Annotated in this window: 16 protein-coding genes; all 16 read right to left on the bottom strand. The window is 42.3% G+C overall.

The features are described 5' to 3' along the window. Positions 1 to 56: 56 nt before the first annotated feature. The 16 genes from KB197_RS03100 to nrdR all read right to left on the bottom strand — a co-directional run bounded on the left by KB197_RS03100 (position 57) and on the right by nrdR (position 19,270). The gene (locus tag KB197_RS03100) at positions 57 to 3,575 is read right to left on the bottom strand and encodes an SIALI-17 repeat-containing surface protein (protein WP_064276008.1); all 3,519 of its coding nucleotides are present in this window, start codon (positions 3,573 to 3,575) and stop codon (positions 57 to 59) included. 328 nt (positions 3,576 to 3,903) lie between these two features. Then, positions 3,904 to 4,884: an acetylxylan esterase gene (locus tag KB197_RS03095; protein ID WP_064276010.1), complete on the bottom strand. Its 981-nt coding sequence runs from the start codon at positions 4,882 to 4,884 to the stop codon at positions 3,904 to 3,906. 321 nt (positions 4,885 to 5,205) lie between these two features. Beyond that, positions 5,206 to 7,221 carry an ATP-dependent DNA helicase RecG gene (recG, locus tag KB197_RS03090; protein ID WP_064276012.1) on the bottom strand — a complete coding sequence of 672 codons (2,016 nt, stop codon included), beginning with the start codon at positions 7,219 to 7,221 and terminating at the stop codon, positions 5,206 to 5,208. Positions 7,222 to 7,239: 18 nt separating this feature from the next. Further along, positions 7,240 to 8,343 (bottom strand): alanine racemase, encoded by a 1,104-nt coding sequence (gene alr, locus KB197_RS03085; protein WP_064276014.1) that lies wholly within the window; start codon positions 8,341 to 8,343, stop codon positions 7,240 to 7,242. Then, entirely contained in the window at positions 8,333 to 8,695 is a 363-nt protein-coding gene (acpS, locus tag KB197_RS03080; protein WP_064276016.1) for a holo-ACP synthase, read from the bottom strand. The genes alr and acpS overlap by 11 nt, the downstream gene beginning before the upstream one ends. A gap of 44 nt (positions 8,696 to 8,739) precedes the next feature. Further along, positions 8,740 to 9,771, bottom strand: coding sequence for a 3-deoxy-7-phosphoheptulonate synthase (locus KB197_RS03075; RefSeq protein WP_064276017.1), 1,032 nt, complete (start codon positions 9,769 to 9,771; stop codon positions 8,740 to 8,742). A 1-nt stretch (position 9,772) separates the two neighbouring features. Then, on the bottom strand, positions 9,773 to 10,804 hold the full coding sequence (locus KB197_RS03070) for a 3-deoxy-7-phosphoheptulonate synthase (protein WP_064276019.1): 1,032 nt from the start codon (positions 10,802 to 10,804) through the stop codon (positions 9,773 to 9,775). Positions 10,805 to 10,884: 80 nt separating this feature from the next. Then, entirely contained in the window at positions 10,885 to 13,398 is a 2,514-nt protein-coding gene (gene secA, locus KB197_RS03065) for a preprotein translocase subunit SecA (RefSeq protein WP_064276021.1), read from the bottom strand. A gap of 145 nt (positions 13,399 to 13,543) precedes the next feature. Beyond that, positions 13,544 to 13,831 carry a hypothetical protein gene (locus KB197_RS03060; RefSeq protein ID WP_000940702.1) on the bottom strand — a complete coding sequence of 96 codons (288 nt, stop codon included), beginning with the start codon at positions 13,829 to 13,831 and terminating at the stop codon, positions 13,544 to 13,546. A 32-nt stretch (positions 13,832 to 13,863) separates the two neighbouring features. Continuing rightward, positions 13,864 to 14,211 carry a hypothetical protein gene (locus KB197_RS03055; RefSeq protein ID WP_421127825.1) on the bottom strand — a complete coding sequence of 116 codons (348 nt, stop codon included), beginning with the start codon at positions 14,209 to 14,211 and terminating at the stop codon, positions 13,864 to 13,866. A 65-nt stretch (positions 14,212 to 14,276) separates the two neighbouring features. After that, positions 14,277 to 14,612, bottom strand: coding sequence for a hypothetical protein (locus KB197_RS03050; protein WP_212573476.1), 336 nt, complete (start codon positions 14,610 to 14,612; stop codon positions 14,277 to 14,279). An 83-nt stretch (positions 14,613 to 14,695) separates the two neighbouring features. Continuing rightward, the gene (gene der / locus KB197_RS03045; RefSeq protein WP_001207696.1) at positions 14,696 to 16,006 is read right to left on the bottom strand and encodes a ribosome biogenesis GTPase Der; all 1,311 of its coding nucleotides are present in this window, start codon (positions 16,004 to 16,006) and stop codon (positions 14,696 to 14,698) included. A gap of 13 nt (positions 16,007 to 16,019) precedes the next feature. Beyond that, positions 16,020 to 16,733 (bottom strand): NADPH-dependent oxidoreductase, encoded by a 714-nt coding sequence (locus tag KB197_RS03040; RefSeq protein ID WP_212573450.1) that lies wholly within the window; start codon positions 16,731 to 16,733, stop codon positions 16,020 to 16,022. Further along, on the bottom strand, positions 16,730 to 17,626 hold the full coding sequence (dnaI, locus tag KB197_RS03035) for a primosomal protein DnaI (protein ID WP_212573451.1): 897 nt from the start codon (positions 17,624 to 17,626) through the stop codon (positions 16,730 to 16,732). Before dnaI ends, KB197_RS03040 begins: the two co-directional genes overlap by 4 nt. Further along, the gene (locus tag KB197_RS03030; RefSeq protein ID WP_212573452.1) at positions 17,627 to 18,796 is read right to left on the bottom strand and encodes a replication initiation and membrane attachment family protein; all 1,170 of its coding nucleotides are present in this window, start codon (positions 18,794 to 18,796) and stop codon (positions 17,627 to 17,629) included. Continuing rightward, complete coding sequence (nrdR, locus tag KB197_RS03025) at positions 18,797 to 19,270, bottom strand: transcriptional regulator NrdR (protein ID WP_001203672.1); 474 nt, start codon at positions 19,268 to 19,270, stop codon at positions 18,797 to 18,799. Positions 19,271 to 19,287: the final 17 nt, after the last annotated feature.

Below are 19,287 nucleotides of genomic sequence, written 5' to 3'. Positions count from 1 at the left end.
GAGCCATCTCTTTTATCATTAACGATGAGCGAAATTCATTTTATTCAAGACCTAATCTAGTCCTCTTTTCGTTTCTTCCCAAATGTCAAGATAGATAAGAGACCTGTCACTAATCCAAGAGAAATAAAGGTTGTATTTTCTTTGCTTCCAGTATTTGGTAGCTCGTTTTGTTTAGCTGCTGGTGCTTGATAAGTAGCATCTTGTCCAAAAGATAACTTCTTAGCTGGACGTTCGTTTGCAGCTGCTAAGACTGGTTTGGTTTCTCCCTTGTACTCTGGCACTTCATGGATTGCTGCCTCAGCGCCATTGACACCGCCTTTATATTCAGGGAGGTCATTTGAAGCTGCCAAGACAAAGTTAGCACCACCTCTATATTCCGGAACCTCATTTGAAGCTGCTAGAACTGAATTTACGCCCCCTTTGAATTCCGGTTTTTCTACTGTTGGAGCTGGTTCTTCTCCTACTGTTGCTAAGGGACCTGTGTATTCAGGAATTTCTGTTACAAGAGCTTCTACTCCATTCACTCCACCTGTAAACTCCGGTTTTTCTACTGTTGGTGCTGGTTCTTCTCCTACTGTTGCTAAGGGACCTGTGTATTCAGGAATTTCTGTTACAAGAGCTTCTACTCCATTCACTCCACCTGTAAACTCCGGTTTTTCTACTGTTGGTGCTGGTTCTTCTCCCACTGTTGCCAATGGACCTGTATATTCAGGAGCTTCTTCAGTTACTGCAGCCTCAACGCCATTAACTCCACCTGTAAATTCTGGAACTTCATTTATCGCAGCTTCACTTCCATTTATACCATCGCTTAATTTAGATCCAGCTAAAGAGACTGGTAAATTGTGCATACTTTCAATTGCACCTTCTGCCAGACCTGTAATTCTTTGACCCATGTCCTCTGGATTCACTGTAAATAAGAGAGTTTTGGGATCGTACTGAGTCATGAAGGTTGCCGTTTTACCATTTGCCAACTGAAGGGTTGGAGCCTTATTTACCAATACTTCCGAATCAAACTCCATCGCAATAATACCTGGCCATTTTTGAATAGCATATTTTACTTTTGCTTCTTTAGGAGAAATTCTTTCCTTGGTCAAGAAATCCCAGTTGAATTTCTTGAAGGAAAGTGTATATGGAACACCCCCTGGAGCATGGTGCTCATATAAAAGTCCATATTCATCTGGTCCAATTTGTTGAAGAGAGTTATAAGCATATTCACCTTCCTGAATCAAATGATGGTGCAGCCAAGTTAACTGGCCATCTTCTTCAACACGAGCCACTCGAATATAACCATTTTTACGACCTGGACCGTTCGCATTCGCCAAGAGAATATACTCTTTACCATTTTGAACCGTATGAGTCGCGGCCATTTGAACATAAACATCTGGCACATCATAGCGATCAACGTTATTGTCCCAAGTTAGACCACCATCATGACTGGTCGCAACCTGTAGATCTTCAGTCAAACCACGCATAAAGAGTTTGAGGTCCCCATTGTTTAACTGAACAACAGAAGATTCCGTATTTTGAGCATAATAATTGCTCATGGTACTTGAATCGACTACTGTACCATCATAAAGTGTACGATGGTCGTTAACACCACCACCCATATGCCAAGTCTTACCATGGTCGTCTGAGTAAATGATTCGAGATGATTGAGAACCATTGAGGTGATTAGCCCGGTTGGTCGTATAGACAGGAACGACGATTCGACCTTTATGTGGTCCAGTACGAAGGGTAATCCCCACTCCAGGCCCCACACCTAAGAATTTCATCCAATCGGCTTTGACCATCGGAGTAATATCTTGAGGAGCTGACCAAGTCTTACCATCATCATCACTATAAGACATCCATAGATAAGAATCTTTAGCGACTCTAAATGGAGACGTTTTATTGCTTGTGAAATAAATATTTCCTAATAGTTGATCCCCTTGATATAAATCACCCTTATCACTATAAGATGGTTTCACCGGATCTACAACAACACGATAATCTGTTGGTTTCCCATCTGGGGTATAAACTGTGCCATTTTCACGTATTGTATAGGAGCCGTCTTCGCCTTCTTTATAGAGAATTTGATAAGTTTTGCCATCGATTTGTTTATAGGCTTCTTCTCTTTGATCAGCCATTCCAAAGATTCCTTTCCCTTCTGGGAACATATCATAGATAGAAAAAATTCGTTTTGTCTCAGGATCTTGAACCAAAACCATATCGATGTTCACTGGTGAACCGATTGATGGATCAGAGGCTTTTGGATTGTCTCGTAAATTTGTAATCGTTACTCGATCGCTCCATGTTTTACCCTTATCTTCACTTCGTCTGACGACCATGCCGATATCGCCCCAGTCACTTGAATGAAGACGACGCTCATCTGCACCAGCAATCAGAGTACCTTTATCTGTCTTAAGAAGTGCAGGAATACGATAACTCTTGATCCCATCTTTATTTGGTTGGTTATGCATTCCGCCTTCAAAAACATCTTCTTTCTCTGAGATTTTCGCACCTTCAGGAAGTTTCTTTTCCAAATCACCTCTTTCAAACAGTTGACTCCGTGTTTGAACTTCATCTGGTGTTAAAGCACGATCATAGACAGTTAGGTTCCGAACTTGTAGATTGGATCCCCAAACAGTATTACTAGCACGCTTGGTGGCTCCGATTTGAGCATGTGTTACATCTGGCATATCTTTGATGAAATGACCAGATTTCAGACTTGTTCGAGATAATACCCCGTTCACGTAGAGGCGCACTCGACCATGAGGTAATTCTGCTGTCGGTTTTTCAACTGTGAAAGTTACTGAATTCCACTGACCAGGACGTACTTGTAATGGAGCATCCGTATATTTATCATAAAATTGTACTCCATTGGCATCACGTCCCTCAATTAAGGCTGTATTATTGAGAACAGCCATTGTGAAGTACTCATCTTTTTTCTTATCACTAGACACTGAGAATAGATTATAAAATGCTGGAGCTTTGGCATCTGGCTTGAATTCCATATGAATGGTCGCATTTTGAAGCTTCTTCAATGTATCTAACTCACTGGCTAGGTCTACACGCTGACCATTTTTCGCATTTGTTTCAACATCTTCTTTTTCCACTACTGGAGTTGCATTTGCGATGTCTCTAGCATAATAATCTCGAAGAAGTACTCCCTCTTCTTCTTTATTTTGCTCCTTGTTACTTGCTTCTGTAGTTGCAGAATCTGTTTCTGGTTTATCAGCAGGAGCTGGTGTATTGTCAGCTGCAGGTGTATTTGTTGGAGTGGTTGTCTCTGCTTCAGCAGTCTCATTTTTCTTTAACTTATCCTGATCAACTTCCACACCATTGTCTTTCGCTGTTGCCAATTTTCCAGCTAATTCACTATCTAAATGAGCAAGACTTCCTGAAGAAGCTTCTTTTGGTAATTCTGATAAACCTTGATTATTATTTTCAGCAGCGGTTACAGTTGAGTTTCCTTGTTCATTTGCCAATACAGGGTTTACTCCAAACACCACTGCACCAATGGTTACAGAGGCTACACCCACTGCAAATTTACGAATACCATATCTTTGTTTTCTGTCAAAATTCTTCTGATTCATCTTTCTACCTTTCAATATCACCAAAAATAAAGCGCTTTCTTTTTGTTTTAAAATTTTTACTCCCCACCATAGGAAAACACAAGAAAGTAATTAATAAACGAGAGTTCCTCTCCTTCTCTCTTTCAATATTTAGCTAGTTGCAGTCCAAATAGTAGCTCTTTCACTCCTTTCCTAGAGACTTTTTCTTTATTATACAATAAAGTCATAGGTTTATCTCGAGCTTGCCATAGAATAGATTTTACTTTCAGTAATATTTTAATATTTTAATATTTTTAAAAGTACTTTCAACATTTATAACAAAAAGAGAGCTACTGGGCTCTCTCATTCATCACTTTATATACTTAAAAGTAATCTCACTACCACAGAGCCAGTTGTAGACTTGGTCATTGAGAAAGACATTCATGGCTTCGTGAGCATACTCAGGCATGATGCGATAGGCTTTATCGCAGGTCAGACGGTTGTAAATCGCAAACTGGGTAATAGGATAGCAAACATCATCGTCCAAGCCCGTAATCATCTTAACCTCACCCTTGATACGATGGGCAATATTTTTCACATCGATATAGGCAAGGGTCGCCATGATTTCCTCCTCAGTTTCATGGAAGGGGTCGTGAAACTTGAAATAACGGAAAAGTTCGTCGTAAGCTTCGCTAGTATTGCCAATCTCAAGCACTCGTCTGAAGTCTGATAAGAAAGGATAGATTGCAACAGTTTTCTTAATTCGAGGATTGAGAGCTGCTGCAACTAGAGCTAGAGCCCCTCCCTGTGAGGCACCATAGCTAGAAAGGCGCTTCTCATCCACCTCAGGCAGACTAGCAATAATTTCAACCAACTGGTAAATATCCAGATAAACATCCTTATAAAAGAGGTGATCCCGACCTTCCACAGCACCACGGATAATATGCCCCTTAACCGTATTTCCTAGAGGAGAACGCAAACCATCTTGTGAGTAACCCGACTGCCCCCGCACATCCATGGAAACAACACCATAACCAGCCACAGTATAGGCTAGCATGTCAGCCCAGTCCAAGCCACGTCCCATATAACCATGGAAATGGAAAATTATTGGAACTTTACCCTCACTCTTTGGAAGAACGACGCGTGCATAGACCTTGCCTTCCTTGCTTCCTTCAAATGTTAACTCATAGCACTTGACTTGAGGAATGTGGAAATTTCTTTCCTCCAACTGGTAGCCTGGAAGTGTTGAAACTTTTTTCACTTCCTCATCCCAGAAAGTATCAAAGTCTTCTGGAACCTCATCCCGTCCTTTATAAGTCTTGATTTCTTCTAATAAAGCTGGATTTTTCATAATATGCTCCTTCTTTTTTTGTAATCGCTATCACCACTCTAGCATATCTAGAAAAGCAATGCAAGAAAGAAGAGTAAATAGAAAGAGATTTTAGATTTTCTCCCTCAAACCTATCGACTGAAAGTAGTTTTAGAAATGAAAAAAGAGCATTTTCGCTCTTTCTTCTTCTGCTCAATCTTAATTTTTTGCTTCCTTCTTTTGGAAAGTAGTTTGGTAATTTACTTTAATCGTTACGGTCATGTGAGAGTCCTCGTTTCTTTTTGATGACTCTAGTATAAGGGGCTAACCTAAAAGCTAGCTTAAGATTTCCTTAGAGAAAGCTTAATCTAGATGTTCTTTCTTTTCCAAATGAAGGGCAATCATGCGCCACTCTGGATCCTCTTGCCAGCCTTCTATAGAACTAATGTAGCTAGCAACCTTTCTGGCTTCTTCTAAAATCGGAAAATCTTCGATAATATCAGCCACTTGAAATTCTGGAAGTCCTGACTGTCTGGTTCCAAAAATCTCACCAGAACCACGCATTTTCAAATCTTCCTCCGCAAGGACAAATCCATTGGTCGTTTCTGTCATGATGCGCATGCGGTCTTTCCCAGAATCTGTCTTGGGATTGGCAACGATAACTGCATAAGACTGCTTATCTCCCCGACCCACACGACCTCTGAGCTGGTGAAGCTGGCTAAGCCCGAAGCGATCGGCATCCATGATAATCATGACGGTCGCATTGGGAACGTTGACCCCAACCTCAATAACCGTTGTCGAAACTAGAATATCCGTTTTTCGCTCTTTGAACTCCTGCATTATCTGGTCTTTTTCGTCACTCTTCATCTTACCATGTAGAAGAGCCACCTCTGCCTTACCAGCAAAATGAGCCGTCAATTCCTCTGATAAGGCAATGGCATTTTTCAAATCCAGAGCTTCTGATTCTTCAATCAAGGGAGAGATGACATAGGCTTGTGAACCTTTTTTAATTTCCCCCTCTAACCAAGTCAAGACCTGAGGTAATTGCTCATGTTTGATCCAGCGTGTCACAATAGGCTTCCGTCCTGCTGGCATCTGGTCGATAATGGAAACATCCATATCGCCAAAGGCTGTGATAGCCAGCGTCCGTGGAATAGGAGTCGCTGTCATCATGAGAACATCTGGATTGTCGCCTTTTTCCCTTAGAATACGCCTTTGCCCCACACCAAAACGGTGCTGCTCATCGATAATAATCAAACCAAGGCGATTATAATCCACCCCATCCTGAATCAGAGCGTGGGTTCCGATAATCAAATCAGCCTCACCCTTGGCAATGGTGTCCAAGACTTCTCTCTTTTCTGCAGCTTTCAAGGAACCTGTCAAAAGAGCCAGTTTCAAGTCTGGAAAAAGGTTCTGTAAACTCTCAAAGTGTTGCTCTGCAAGGATTTCTGTTGGTACCATGAGGGCTGATTGGTAGCCAGCTGTCACTGCCGCAAACATAGCCAAACCAGCGACTACCGTTTTTCCGCTCCCCACATCTCCTTGTAGGAGACGATTCATGTGGTGATCGGACTTCATGTCGGTCAAAATTTCCTGCAAACTCTTTTCCTGAGCTGGGGTCAGGGCAAAAGGAAGGCTTTCTTTGACTTCTGTCACTTTTTCCTGAGACCAATCCAGAACCAGACCGCTTCCCTGAACTCTATTTTCAGACTTGAGCATCTGCAATTGCATTTGGAAATAAAAGAGTTCCTCAAATTTGATACGGCGAAGGGCCTGCTTGTATTCTGCCAAATCCTTGGGGAAATGCATGGCACGAACAGCCTGACAACGGGACATGAGTTTGTATTTGTCCAGCAAAGACTGGGGAAGATTTTCCTCTATCAAGAGGTCCAGTCCCTGATCAAAAGCCGTCTTGATGACCTTAACCAAACTTGCCTGACTGATTCCCTGAGCCAAGCGATAGACAGGTTGGAGGTCATCTTCCACCTGAGCCAGGACCTTCATCCCAGTCAAACTAGCCTTGGCGCGGTCCCATTTTCCAAAGACAGCAAGAGTTGCTCCCAACTCTATCTTGTCTGCTAGGTAGGGTTGGTTAAAGAAGTTCACTGCAAAAACGACTTCTCCCTGCTTGAGGCTAAAGCGCAGGCGATTGCGCTTGAAACCATAATACTGGACACTAGCTGGAGTCACGACTTGACCAGAAAGAACCGCCTTTTCACCGTCTTCCAGTTCCAGCACTTGCTTGGTCTTGAAGTCTTCATATCGGAAAGGAAAGTAGAGCAAGAGGTCTTGCAAGTTTTCAATTCCTAGTTTGGCGTATTTTTCTGCTGACTTTGGTCCCACACCAGGTAAGACATGCAAGGGTTGATGTAGATTCATGCTCCACTCCTTTCTTTTCTAATAATATTCTCTCGGAATGCGGTCGCTGAGAAGACAAACCACTTCATAGTTAATGGTTCCACGGTAGGTCGCTACCTGAGTAGCTGTAATTTCCTTGCCCCCGTTGGAACCAATCAAGGTTACCTTGGTTCCGAGTGGATAAAGCTTAGGCAGACGAATGGTGATTTGGTCCATCGAAACCCTGCCGACGATTGGGCAAGCTTGGCCATCTACCAAGACAGCGAAATTCTGCATGTCTCGTGTCCAACCATCCGCATAGCCGATTGGCACCGTCGCAATGACTTGCTCACTATCCGCTTGATATGTCGCTCCGTAGCCCATGCAAGCTCCAGCTGAAACTGTCTTGACATGGACCATAGCAGACTCCAAGGTCAAGGCTGGTTTCAAGTCATAGGGTAAGTCCAAAACCTCTCCACTAGGATTAAGACCATACATAGCATCTCCCATACGAACCGCATTGAAAATAGTCTCTGCATGCCAAAGGGTCGTTGCCGAATTGCTGGCATGTATCAGCTCTGGAAGACCTTTCATACTGGCCAAAATAGTTTTAAACCGTTCTAACTGGGCATTAAAGTAGTCATCTGATTTCTCGTCTGCAGTAGCAAAGTGGGTAAAAATTCCTTCAATACAAGCACCGTGTTGTTGAAGCAAGGCTTGAGCCTGATCAGCTTCACTGGCATCTCTAAAACCAATCCGTCCCATCCCTGAGTCAATCTTGAGGTGGACTGTCAAACCTGATAGGTCTTCTTCCTGATCTAAGAGCGCTTGAATCCACTCCAGCCCAGCCACTGTCAAAGTGATATCATATTCTTTAGCAAGAGAAACAGCTTCTAGATCAGAAACTCCTAAAATGAGGATTCGCTTACTCAGTCCAGCCTGTCTGAGTTCAATGGCCTCATCAATATTCGAAACGCAAAAACCATCAACATCATCTTGAATCGCCTTGGCAACGGCAACAGCCCCATGCCCATAGGCATTGGCCTTAACAACCGCAAATTTAAGCGTTCCTTCAGGGATATGAGCCCCCATTTGTTGAATATTTTGTCGAATAGCTCCCAGATGAATCAGAGCCTTGGTTGGTCTATGTGGACTAGCTTTCATGATTTTCCTCCAAAATGACACTGGCTGTCACAAACTGATCTGTGTGGCTGATAGACAGCCAAATCTTCCCTGAAAATGGTGACCGACTAAAATAAGGCGCCCCGCGTTCATTATTCAAGACTTCCAAATCCTGAAAACCGAGCTTGCCAATACCCGTTCCCATAGCCTTTGAAAAGGCCTCCTTAGCCGACCAGCGACCAGCCAAATATTCGATTTGTCTGCGCCCTTTAAGACTGTTAAACCGTTCCATTTCCTTAGCGGTCAGCACGCGCTTAGCAAAGCCTTCATGTCGTTTAACTGCGCTTTCTATCGAAGCTAATTCTTCTATGTCAATTCCGTGTCCAACTATCATTCTCATCAAAAGGAGTTGAGATTCCCCAACTCCATCCTTTTCACTTATTTTGTCAAGGTAGCATAGATTTCTTCTACCAAAGCCTCTGTATTTTCCCAACCTAGGCAAGGATCGGTAATGGAGCAACCAAAGACCTCTGGTTGGTTTTGACGACCATCTGCTAGGTAAGATTCAATCATAAAACCTCGAACTGTCTTTTTAATCTTCTCATTCCAATCACGATTTTGCAAGGTCTGACGAACAATTCGAATCTGCTCCATATATTGCTTGCCAGAATTATCATGGTTGGTGTCAATGAGGATAAAGGGATTTTCAAGTCCCATGGCTTCATAGCGCTCAATAGCATTTAGCAGGGTTTCATAGTAAAAGTTAGGCTCATTTTTCCCATATTCATTAACTGCTCCACGAAGGATAACGTGGGCTAAAGGATTTCCTGAAGTCTCAACTTCTTGACCATGGAAGAGGAAGGTCTGTTTGTTTTGAGCAGCATAGATAGCGTTAAACATAACACCAAGATTCCCAGAGGTTGGGTTTTTCATCCCGACTGGTGCATCAATCCCTGAAGCCACAAAACGGTGCTCTTGGTCTTCCACAGAACGAGCCCCAACAGCATGGTAGCTGACCAAGTCATCCACCAAGACCAGATTTGACGGATAAAGCATCTCATCTGCCGTTGTCAAACCAGTCTCTGTAATCACGCGGTAGTGCAACTGACGAACAGCCTGCAAACCGTTAATCAAACTTGGAGCCTTAGAGGTATCTGGTTGGTGAACCAAACCTTTATAGCCGTCTCCGTTGGTGCGTGGTTTAGCTGTATAAACACGCATAACCATGAAAATCTTATCCGCCACCTTCTTCTGCAAGGCTGATAAACGGCGTGCATATTCCAAGACAGCCTCTTCATTGTCAGAAGAGCAAGGACCAATCACCAAAAGGATATGGTCATCTTCTCCTGAAATAATGTCTGCCAATTCTCTATCACGGCGCTCCTTGAGTCGCAAGGCTTCCGCAGACAATTGGGTTTCTGCCTTGATTGCTTCAATATCGATTTCTTGACCTTTTTCAATAAATGCCATCTTATTCTCCTAGCGTTTGGTAGATTTCTCTGACAAGGGCTTCCGTATTATCCCAGCCAAGGCAAGGGTCTGTGATAGACTTGCCAAATACTTCCGGTTCGTTCTGACGGCCGTCTTCTAGATAAGACTCAATCATAAAGCCACGAACATACTGCTTGATTTTTTCATTCCAATCACGGTTAATCAAGGTCTGGCGGACAATTCGAATCTGATCCATATATTGCTTACCAGAGTTGTCATGATTGGTGTCCACAATGATAAAAGGATTTTCCAAGCCCATTTTCTCATACTGAGCAATGGTATCCATCAAATTATCATAGTAGTAGTTAGGAATATTCTTACCATACTCATTAATTGCTCCACGAAGAATGGCGTGCGAAAGCTGGTTCCCAGTTGTTTCCACTTCTTTTCCTAGGAAAAGGAAACTTTGTTTGTTTTGAGCAGCATAAATTCCATTAAACATAACATTGAGATTTCCAGAGGTTGGATTTTTAAACCCAGTCGCGAAATCTGCCCCACTTGCCACAAAGCGGTGTTGCTGGTCTTCAACTGAACGGGCACCAACCGCCATGTATGAAATCAAATCATCTACAAGCGGAAGATTTTCAGGATAAAGCATTTCATCAGCTGTCGTCATACCTGTTTCTGTGATAACACGATAGTGAAGATGGCGCACAGCTTTGATTCCGTTGATGAGGCTTGGCGCTTCTGTCGCATTAGGTTGGTGAATCAAGCCCTTATAGCCATCTCCGTTGGTACGAGGTTTAGCAGTATAAACACGCATAACCATAAAAATACGGTCTGCTACTTCTTCTTGCAAAGTTGCCAAACGCTTAGCGTACTCAAGGACAGCTTCTTCATTGTCAGATGAGCATGGTCCGATTACCAAGAGAATTCGTTGGTCTTCTCCACGTATAATGGCTTCTAGCTCTTGATCGCGCTGTGATTTTCTCTCCAAAGCTTGGCCTTCTAGTTTTGATAAGGCACGAACTTCTTCAATATTAATTTTAGGACTTTTTGCTGTAAATACCATAACTCATCTCCTTATAAATCAAACGGATACCAAGTAAAAATTTACTTTTCACAAGGTATCCGCCTCTAAACTATCTCATTTTATTGTCTTTTACCGTGACAGTTTTTAAACTTCTTACCAGAACCACATGGGCAAAGTTCATTCCGTCCAATCTGGCTCAAATCCAAATCTTCTGGCATATTTGCTTGGTGGGCAGCGATATTGCGAGTCGCTGTTGTACTGATATGGTGTTCTGCTTGTGGTCTTTCTTGTTCATGAATTTGTGCTTTCATCATCAAACGTGTCACATCAAACTCGATTGAACCAATCATGTCATTAAACATACGGAAACCTTCTGCCTGATACTCAACAACAGGGTTGTTCTGAGCATAGCCACGAAGTCCAACCGCGTTACGCAATTGATCGAGAGCATCGATATGATCTGTCCACTTGTTATCTACCACTCGTAGAATCAAAACTTTTTGGAATTCTTTAACTGCTTCTTCATCTCGTAGTTTTGAAACCTGACTATCGTAAACCTTCAAGGCACGTTGAAAGAGCTCTTCTTTGATAGCCTTATCAGACAAGCCTGACAAATCTTCCATCGTAATAGAATCTTCTGGAAGCAAGTTATACTTAGCAAAGTTCAAAATTGCCTCTAGTTTTTCATCTTGTTTGGCACGCGCATGACCATCAACGACACGACCAATCGTGCGTTTGATCATTGAGTGAATTTCAGGCGCCAAGTCACGGTCTGCAGTGATAACATCGTAACGTTGAGCGTAGATAATTTCACGTTGTTCACGCATGACGTCATCGTATTGAAGGACTTGTTTACGGGTATCGTAGTTATTTCCTTCGACACGTTTTTGCGCCGCTTCAACCTGACGCGTCAACATACGAGACTCAATCGCCTCCTCAGACATGTTCAAGCGTTCAAAGATTCCCTTCAAACGTTCAGAACCAAAACGTTTCATCAAATCATCTTCAAGAGATAGGTAGAATTGTGACTCACCTGGATCTCCTTGACGACCTGAACGTCCACGAAGCTGGTTATCGATACGACGGCTTTCATGACGTTCTGTACCAATAACACAAAGTCCACCCAATTCGCGAACCCCTTCACCAAGCTTGATGTCGGTACCACGACCGGCCATGTTAGTCGCAATGGTAACAGCACCACGTTGACCAGCATTCATGATGATTTGGGCTTCTTTATAGTGGTTTTTTGCGTTCAAGACTTCGTGAGGTACGCCAGCTGCAACCAATTTCTTAGAAATGTAATCACTAGTTTCAACCGCTACTGTACCAACCAAGACAGGCTGACCTTTTTGGTAACGAGCCTTAACGTCTTCGACAACCGCCTTAAACTTAGCCTCAATACTTGCATAAAGAAGGTCTGAGTGGTCAATACGTTGAACAGGACGGTTGGTTGGGATTGGAATAACACGAATGTTGTAAATTTCACGGAATTCTTCTTCCTCAGTCTTACCTGTACCCGTCATACCAGACAATTTCTTGTACATACGGAAAAGGTTTTGGTAAGTGATTGAGGCAGATGTCTTAGTTTCATCCTGAATTGGCACACCTTCTTTGGCTTCAATGGCTTGGTGCAATCCATCAGAATAACGACGACCTTCCATGGTACGACCTGTAAATTGGTCAACGATCAAGATTTCTTGTTCTTCGCTCACCACATAGTCAATATCGAGAAGCATAATGTAGTTGGCACGAAGGGCGTTATCGATAAAGTGAGTAAGAGCTACGTTTTCGATGTCATAGAGATTGTCAAGCTTGAAGTAGCTTTCAGCCTTGTCAATCCCTGAATCAGACAAACCAATAGTCTTAGACTGCACATCGATGATATAGTCGTCTTTGTCCAAAGATTTTACATAGTGGTCTGCCATGTGATACAACTGACTAGTTTCAACTGCGTTAGCACCTGATACGATCAAAGGTGTACGCGCCTCGTCAATCAAGATAGAGTCAACCTCATCGACCAAGGCATAGTTAAGCGGGCGTTGTACCATGTTTTCAGCACGAACGACCATGTTATCACGAAGGTAGTCAAATCCGATTTCTGAGTTGGTTGAGTAGGTAATATCACACTCATAGGCTTCTTTTTTCTCCATTGGAGATTTGGCAGCCAAGTTAATCCCTACTGACAAACCAAGCCATGAGTACAATTCACCCATCTCAGTCGCGTCACGCTCTGATAGGTATTCATTGACCGTAACTACGTGAACCCCTTTACCTGAAAGGGCGTTGAGGTATACGGGCATGGTCGCAGTCAAGGTTTTCCCTTCCCCTGTACGCATCTCTGGCACGTCACCATGGTGAAGAACGATTCCCCCCATGACCTGAACCTTATATGGGAAGAGTCCTAGGACACGTTTGGCACCCTCACGGACAACCGCAAATGCTTCATAAAGCAATGAATCCAGTGATTCTCCATTTTGATAACGTTCTTTAAATTCAACTGTTTTTGCTTTTAGTTGGTCGTCAGTCAAAGCAGTCATTTGGTCTTCGTATTTGAAAACCTTGTCAGCCATCTTTTCCAGACGACGGATTTCTCCTTTATCATTTTCGATAATTGTTTTTAAAATATTAGCCATGTTTTTCCTTACTTTAAATTCCGAATATTTTAGAATGTTCTTTTAATTTTAGCACAATTACTGATTATTTTCAAGGAAGAATCCCCATTTTGAAAAGGAAAAAGAGGCTAGTTTCCAAGCTAACCTCTCTGACTTTTATGATACTTTAATTGCCAAAAATCGGCAAAATAGCAAATAGGATAAATAGATTTATCCAAAAAGAAAGACAACAGATAAGTCCAAAAACAAAGAGACTGACTTTCTTGGACAGCAAGGCCATCAAAATGGACAGAATTCCAAAAACTAGTAAAACTTTCTGCATGATTAAGAGATTGATAGATATTCCCAGAACTGGTTTATCCCAAGGAACAAAGAAGAAAGCAATCCAGATCAACAGAACTAAACCAATATAGACCTTAGAATAGCGTGTAATAAATGATTTTAGATGTGCCATAAGCTACCTCCTATCAATAAAAACCATATAAATCAATGCCTTTCGCCTTTAGATTGTCCTAGTTCCCGTCTCAAGCGAAACATGTTTTTGAAAAAGATATAGTCTAACCAGTCACTGCCTAGAGATAAGACTATCAAAAGCAACCAAACACCCCAAGTACTAGCATCTGATACATAATTTAGAACAAAAGGGAAAAATAAGAATGAAAAAATTGTCATATCCAAGCTAAACAGAGCTAAAAAGGAAATATAAATCCAGTAAAAATAGTAGAAGATGGGGAAAATTTTACTGTTTCTGTCAGCATTGTCTATCCAATAGAAAAAATATAAACAAGGAAATAAGAGTATCAAATGAAACCAATTAAAGGACAGTTTCATCATCGACACCTCCTCTTTAAAATTGTTTTCTTTAGTTTCGTTCTATTAAATGTTCTTACCAATATAAATCAATGCCTTCCACCTTTAGACTTCCCCAGTTCCCGTCTCAAGCGAAGCATTTTTTTGAAAAAGATATAGTTTAACCAAGAACTGGAAAAAGCAATAAGTAGTAATAATAGCCAAATGCCCCAAGACTTGATGTCTGCCACATTTCTCAATAGGATATTGAAAAACAAGACTGAAAAAACTGTCCAAGCAAGGCTAAAAAGAGCATAGAGGGTGATGTAAATCCAGTAAAAATAGTAAAAAATTGGGAAAAATTTACTATCTCTGTTGGCCTTTTCAATCCAGCTGAAAAAGTAAAAACAGGGTAATAAGATTAACAATTTAAACAAATGTTCCATCATCAACACCTCTTTTTGATAGCGCTTTCTTCAACTTCATTTTATCAAAAAAATCTGGAAATGTCATTCCAGATTCTGCTTTTTTATTTACGTTTTCTTGCGATGAGATGAATCGGTGTTCCTTCAAAGACAAAGGCCTTGCGGATTTGATTTTCCAAGAAACGCAGGTAAGAAAAGTGCATGAGTTCTTCTTCGTTGACAAAGATAACAAAGGTCGGTGGTTTGGTTGCCACTTGGGTAGCATAGAAAATCTTGAGACGTTTCCCTTTGTCTGTCGGTGTTGGGTTAATGGCAATAGCATCCATAATCACATCGTTCAAGACGGCTGATGGAATACGTGTATTTTGACTTTCACTGATTTGCTTAATCATCTCAGGAAGTTTGTGGAGACGTTGCTTGGTCAAAGCGGATACAAAGATAATCGGTGCGTAAGGCAGGTATTGGAACTGCTCACGAATATCTTCTTCCCAGTTTTTCATAGTGTGGTTGTCTTTTTCAAGAGTATCCCACTTGTTGACCACGATAATCATCCCTTTACCAGCTTCATGGGCAAATCCTGCGATACGCTTGTCGTATTCACGAATGCCTTCTTCCGCATTAATGACCATTAAGACCACATCTGAACGGTCAATAGCACGCATGGCACGCATGACAGAGTATTTCTCAGTATTTTCATAAACCTTACCAGACTTACGCATACCAGCCGTATCAATCATGGTAAACTCTTGACCATCTGTATCTGTAAAGTGTGTATCGATGGCGTCACGAGTTGTTCCAGCAACGGGACTAGCAATGACACGGTCTTCTCCCAAGATAGCATTGATCAAGCTTGATTTTCCAACATTAGGACGACCAATCAAGCTAAACTTAATCACATCTGGATTTTCTTCTTCATATTCATTTGGAAGATTTTCTACGATGGCGTCTAGCACATCCCCTGTACCAATACCATGGACAGATGAGATAGGCAGTGGTTCACCCAAACCGAGAGCATAGAAATCATAGATATCATTTCGCATCTCAGGGTTATCCACCTTGTTAACCGCAAGAATAACTGGTTTGTGGGTCTTATAAAGCTTACGAGCTACGTATTCATCTGCATCAGTAATTCCTTCCTTACCAGACACGACAAAGACGATAACATCTGCTTCTTCCATGGCAATTTCTGCCTGGTGCTTGATTTGTTCCATGAAAGGAGCATCGACATCATCGATTCCTCCCGTATCAATCATGCTAAAGGAACGATTGAGCCACTCACCCGTTGCATAGATACGGTCACGTGTCACTCCTTCGACATCTTCTACAATGGAGATTCGCTCACCAGCGATCCGATTAAATAGGGTTGATTTCCCAACATTGGGACGTCCTACAATGGCAATAGTTGGTAGGGCCATAATTTCTCACTTTCTACAATAACTTCTTCTGTTCAAGATTTTTTCTAGTTGAGCTTGGTTCAGCTTGACCAAACTGTTCTGCTAGGCGCTGACTCCAGCTTGTGGTCGCACGCGCCCCAGCATAGTCAGCCTGTACACGGTCATAAGCTTCGATTGCATCAGTTGACTGTTCTCGGTATTCTTCCTCAAACACCACTTGATTCAATGGCAAGCGAGGTTTGACTTCATGTTCTTCATTTGGTATTCCTAGTGCCATCCCAAAGACAGGATAGGTGTAGTCAGGCAGGTTAAAGAGCTCTGCCACTTCTTCTGACTTGTATCGAACCAAACCGATAATCACACCACCATAGCCCAAGCTTTCAGCTGCCAGCAGGGCATTTTGACCAGCAAGAGCCGCATCGACTGAACTAATCAAGAGACCTTCCACACCTTGGGGTTGGAATGAATCGGTATGAAGTCGGGCTCCCTTTTCTGCTCGGTTCAAATCTCCGACAAAGAGAAGGAAAACAGCAGACTGGCGAATAGCTTCTTGAGGCACCAATTCATACAGAGCATCTTTCTTTTCTTGACTTCGTACCACAATCACAGAGTAGGATTGAAAATTCTTCCAAGACGAGGCCATTTGAGCCACTGTCAGGATTTCAGTCAAGTCTTCCTGAGGAAGGGCTTGCTCCTTAAATCTGCGCACTGAAGTGTGAGCCTTCATTAATTTGATTGTTTCTGTCATCGGCGGTTTACTCCTTCTAAACGAGTCTCCTCAGCCAAATAACGGATGCGTTCCATGACGCGTCTGGCTTCCCAGGTTTCGTCATTTCCATGTTTCCCTTTAGCGAAATGCTGCTCCAATTCTTCAAAGTTGAAGTTGGAGGTGAAAAAGGTCGGTAAATTTTCCTGCATCCGATATTGGAGAATGACTTGTAGGATTTCATCCCGCACCCAAGCTGTTGATTGCTCGGCACCAATATCATCTAAAATCAGGACTTCAGAAAGCTTAATCTCATCCACCAAGGTCTTGACATTGCCATCACCGATAGCATTTTTAACATCAATGACAAAGCTAGGATAGTGGAGGAGAGTGGATGAAACACCTCGTTTTTCTGATAAATCATGGGCTAGGGCAGCCACCATGAAACTTTTACCCACACCAAAGTCTCCATATAGGTAAAGACCTTTTCGAATAGCTGGATATTGCTCCACGAAGGCTAATAGCTTTTCAAAAACTGGCAAGCGACCCAAATCATCCAAGTCTACTTGAGCTAAACTAGTTTTCCTGAGACTGGCTGGCAGATTGATTAACTTGAGACGGTTCTTAATAGCCGCTTCTTTTTCCGCCGCGATTAGTTCAGGAGTTTCTTCGTAAGAAACATCCGCATAGCCATGATTCATAACCAAAATCGGCTTGTAGCCTTTGGCAATATAATCCGTATCCCCACGGAGAAACTTGTCACGCTCGGTGATGTACTGATTAAACTTGGAGATACTGCGATTCAATTCCTCTGGAGTAAGGGATTCTTGCTGGATAAAGGCCGCAACATCAGGGTCCTTCATGATTTTCTGAACCAAATCTTGATAATGAAAACGGCTAGGTTGACGTTTGAGTACGTCTCCGACACTTTCCATCTAATCTCCTCCTTTTTCTAATCGAGCTAATAGTTCTTGTTTCTTACGTTCTAGTTCCAGACGAGTTTCCTCGCTGGTTTCATTCTTATAATCTGGATTGCTCCACTTGGGTACATTGGACTTGGCAGGACCGGGTTTACTAGTCTTTTGAGCCTGACTCTTCTGTCCTCTCTCACGGATGCGCAAGACCGCCTCTTCTGCCGAATGAATCTTTTGATAGGCATAGTCATTGGCTACCTTCATGGCATATTTCTCGTTGATGTTTGCCGAATCCACCTTATTAAAGGTCAATAAGAGAATGATATTGATGACTTCATCCAGCAAGCCCAAGCTAGCCATCTGTTGCAAGAGTTCTCTTTCTGTTTGGGTAATGGTTCCCTTGCGTGTTTGCTTGATTTCTGCCAAGAACTGCAAGGCCGTTTTACTTTTGGCTTCTTTGATAATGGTCGTTTCCTTAGGACTAAAGTCAGAGGAAATCGGTTTTTGAGCAATTTTTTCCCGCATGCGTTTGGTTGAAATAACCTGGGAAACAGCTGTTGACTTAGCCAGTTGATAAGTTTCAAACCAAGTCCATTTCTTCTCCTCGGCAATGGCAAAGAGGTTTAAGACATCGGACTGCTCATCCGCAAAACGAAGCCCATCTCGAGCCATAAGCTGACGAAAATGGTCTAAGTCAAAATCGTTGGCCACTTTCTTCTTGAGACTAAGGTCTTCTTGACTTCCCAATTCAGCCAAGTCTGGAAAGACTTGATTGAGTGAGACAGGTATTTCTTCTCCCTCAGCACTCTCAACATTCAAATCCTCCACAGCTGCATCGCCAATCTTTTTCTCCAAAAGTCTGCGATAAACAGGATGCTCCAAGAAATCTTGACTTGAAAGAGGAGCATGGAGGGCTAGCTGATAAACATCCCCCTTTTGATAGAGGGTTAAGAGATTGAAAGCAGATAGGATTTTCAGGGATTTTATCAGTCTATCCATCCCAAAGTTGAGATGGTTAAGAATGCTTGAAAAAAGATATTCCTTTCTACCATTATCCCAAAAATTGATTGTATAAAGATAAAGGCTCAGTGCCTCCTGACCGATAATCGGGAGGTAGCACTGTACCAGAGATGAGGTATCTTGCGACACCCGATTATTCTTTAGATAAGAAAAACGGTCAATTGGCTTCATTTATCTTTCCTTTTTCTTTTTAGAGGACTGGGTGATTTGTTGGAGCAAGCTCTCTAACTCACTAACATCCTTAAAACTACGATAGACACTGGCAAAACGTACATAGGTAATCTCATCTAACTCAGCCAACTCCTCCATGACGAGTGAACCAATGTCCTCACTTTGAATTTCATTTTCATTTCGACCACGGAGTTTCTGTTCGATACGATTGACTACCATGTTGATTTCATCACTTGACACAGGACGTTTCTGGGCTGAGCGAATAATCCCATTAAAGATTTTATCTCTGGAGAATTGTTCCCGTGTGCCATCTTTTTTAACAACCACTAAGGTTCTTTCTTCTACTCGTTCGTAGGTTGTAAAACGGTGCTGGCATTCGTCGCACTCACGTCTTCTACGAATGGTGTTCCCTTCTTCTGCTTGGCGACTATCGATAACACTTGACTTGGTAGCCCCACATTTTGGACAACGCATCCTTTCCCTCCTTATCG

The sequence above is a fragment of the Streptococcus sp. 11-4097 genome, assembly GCF_018215285.2.
Lineage (GTDB): Bacteria > Bacillota > Bacilli > Lactobacillales > Streptococcaceae > Streptococcus.
Note: the sequence above shows the minus strand (reverse complement) of the source record. Positions and strands in the feature narration are given on the sequence as shown.

Coding starts and splice junctions, on each gene's coding strand:
- KB197_RS03100 (WP_064276008.1), bottom strand. CDS start 3,575: ATGAATCAGAAGAATTTTGACAGAAAACAAAGATATGGTATTCGTAAA.
- KB197_RS03095 (WP_064276010.1), bottom strand. CDS start 4,884: ATGAAAAATCCAGCTTTATTAGAAGAAATCAAGACTTATAAAGGACGG.
- recG (WP_064276012.1), bottom strand. CDS start 7,221: ATGAATCTACATCAACCCTTGCATGTCTTACCTGGTGTGGGACCAAAG.
- alr (WP_064276014.1), bottom strand. CDS start 8,343: ATGAAAGCTAGTCCACATAGACCAACCAAGGCTCTGATTCATCTGGGA.
- acpS (WP_064276016.1), bottom strand. CDS start 8,695: ATGATAGTTGGACACGGAATTGACATAGAAGAATTAGCTTCGATAGAA.
- KB197_RS03075 (WP_064276017.1), bottom strand. CDS start 9,771: ATGGCATTTATTGAAAAAGGTCAAGAAATCGATATTGAAGCAATCAAG.
- KB197_RS03070 (WP_064276019.1), bottom strand. CDS start 10,804: ATGGTATTTACAGCAAAAAGTCCTAAAATTAATATTGAAGAAGTTCGT.
- secA (WP_064276021.1), bottom strand. CDS start 13,398: ATGGCTAATATTTTAAAAACAATTATCGAAAATGATAAAGGAGAAATC.
- KB197_RS03060 (WP_000940702.1), bottom strand. CDS start 13,831: ATGGCACATCTAAAATCATTTATTACACGCTATTCTAAGGTCTATATT.
- KB197_RS03055 (WP_421127825.1), bottom strand. CDS start 14,211: ATGATGAAACTGTCCTTTAATTGGTTTCATTTGATACTCTTATTTCCT.
- KB197_RS03050 (WP_212573476.1), bottom strand. CDS start 14,612: ATGGAACATTTGTTTAAATTGTTAATCTTATTACCCTGTTTTTACTTT.
- der (WP_001207696.1), bottom strand. CDS start 16,006: ATGGCCCTACCAACTATTGCCATTGTAGGACGTCCCAATGTTGGGAAA.
- KB197_RS03040 (WP_212573450.1), bottom strand. CDS start 16,733: ATGACAGAAACAATCAAATTAATGAAGGCTCACACTTCAGTGCGCAGA.
- dnaI (WP_212573451.1), bottom strand. CDS start 17,626: ATGGAAAGTGTCGGAGACGTACTCAAACGTCAACCTAGCCGTTTTCAT.
- KB197_RS03030 (WP_212573452.1), bottom strand. CDS start 18,796: ATGAAGCCAATTGACCGTTTTTCTTATCTAAAGAATAATCGGGTGTCG.
- nrdR (WP_001203672.1), bottom strand. CDS start 19,270: ATGCGTTGTCCAAAATGTGGGGCTACCAAGTCAAGTGTTATCGATAGT.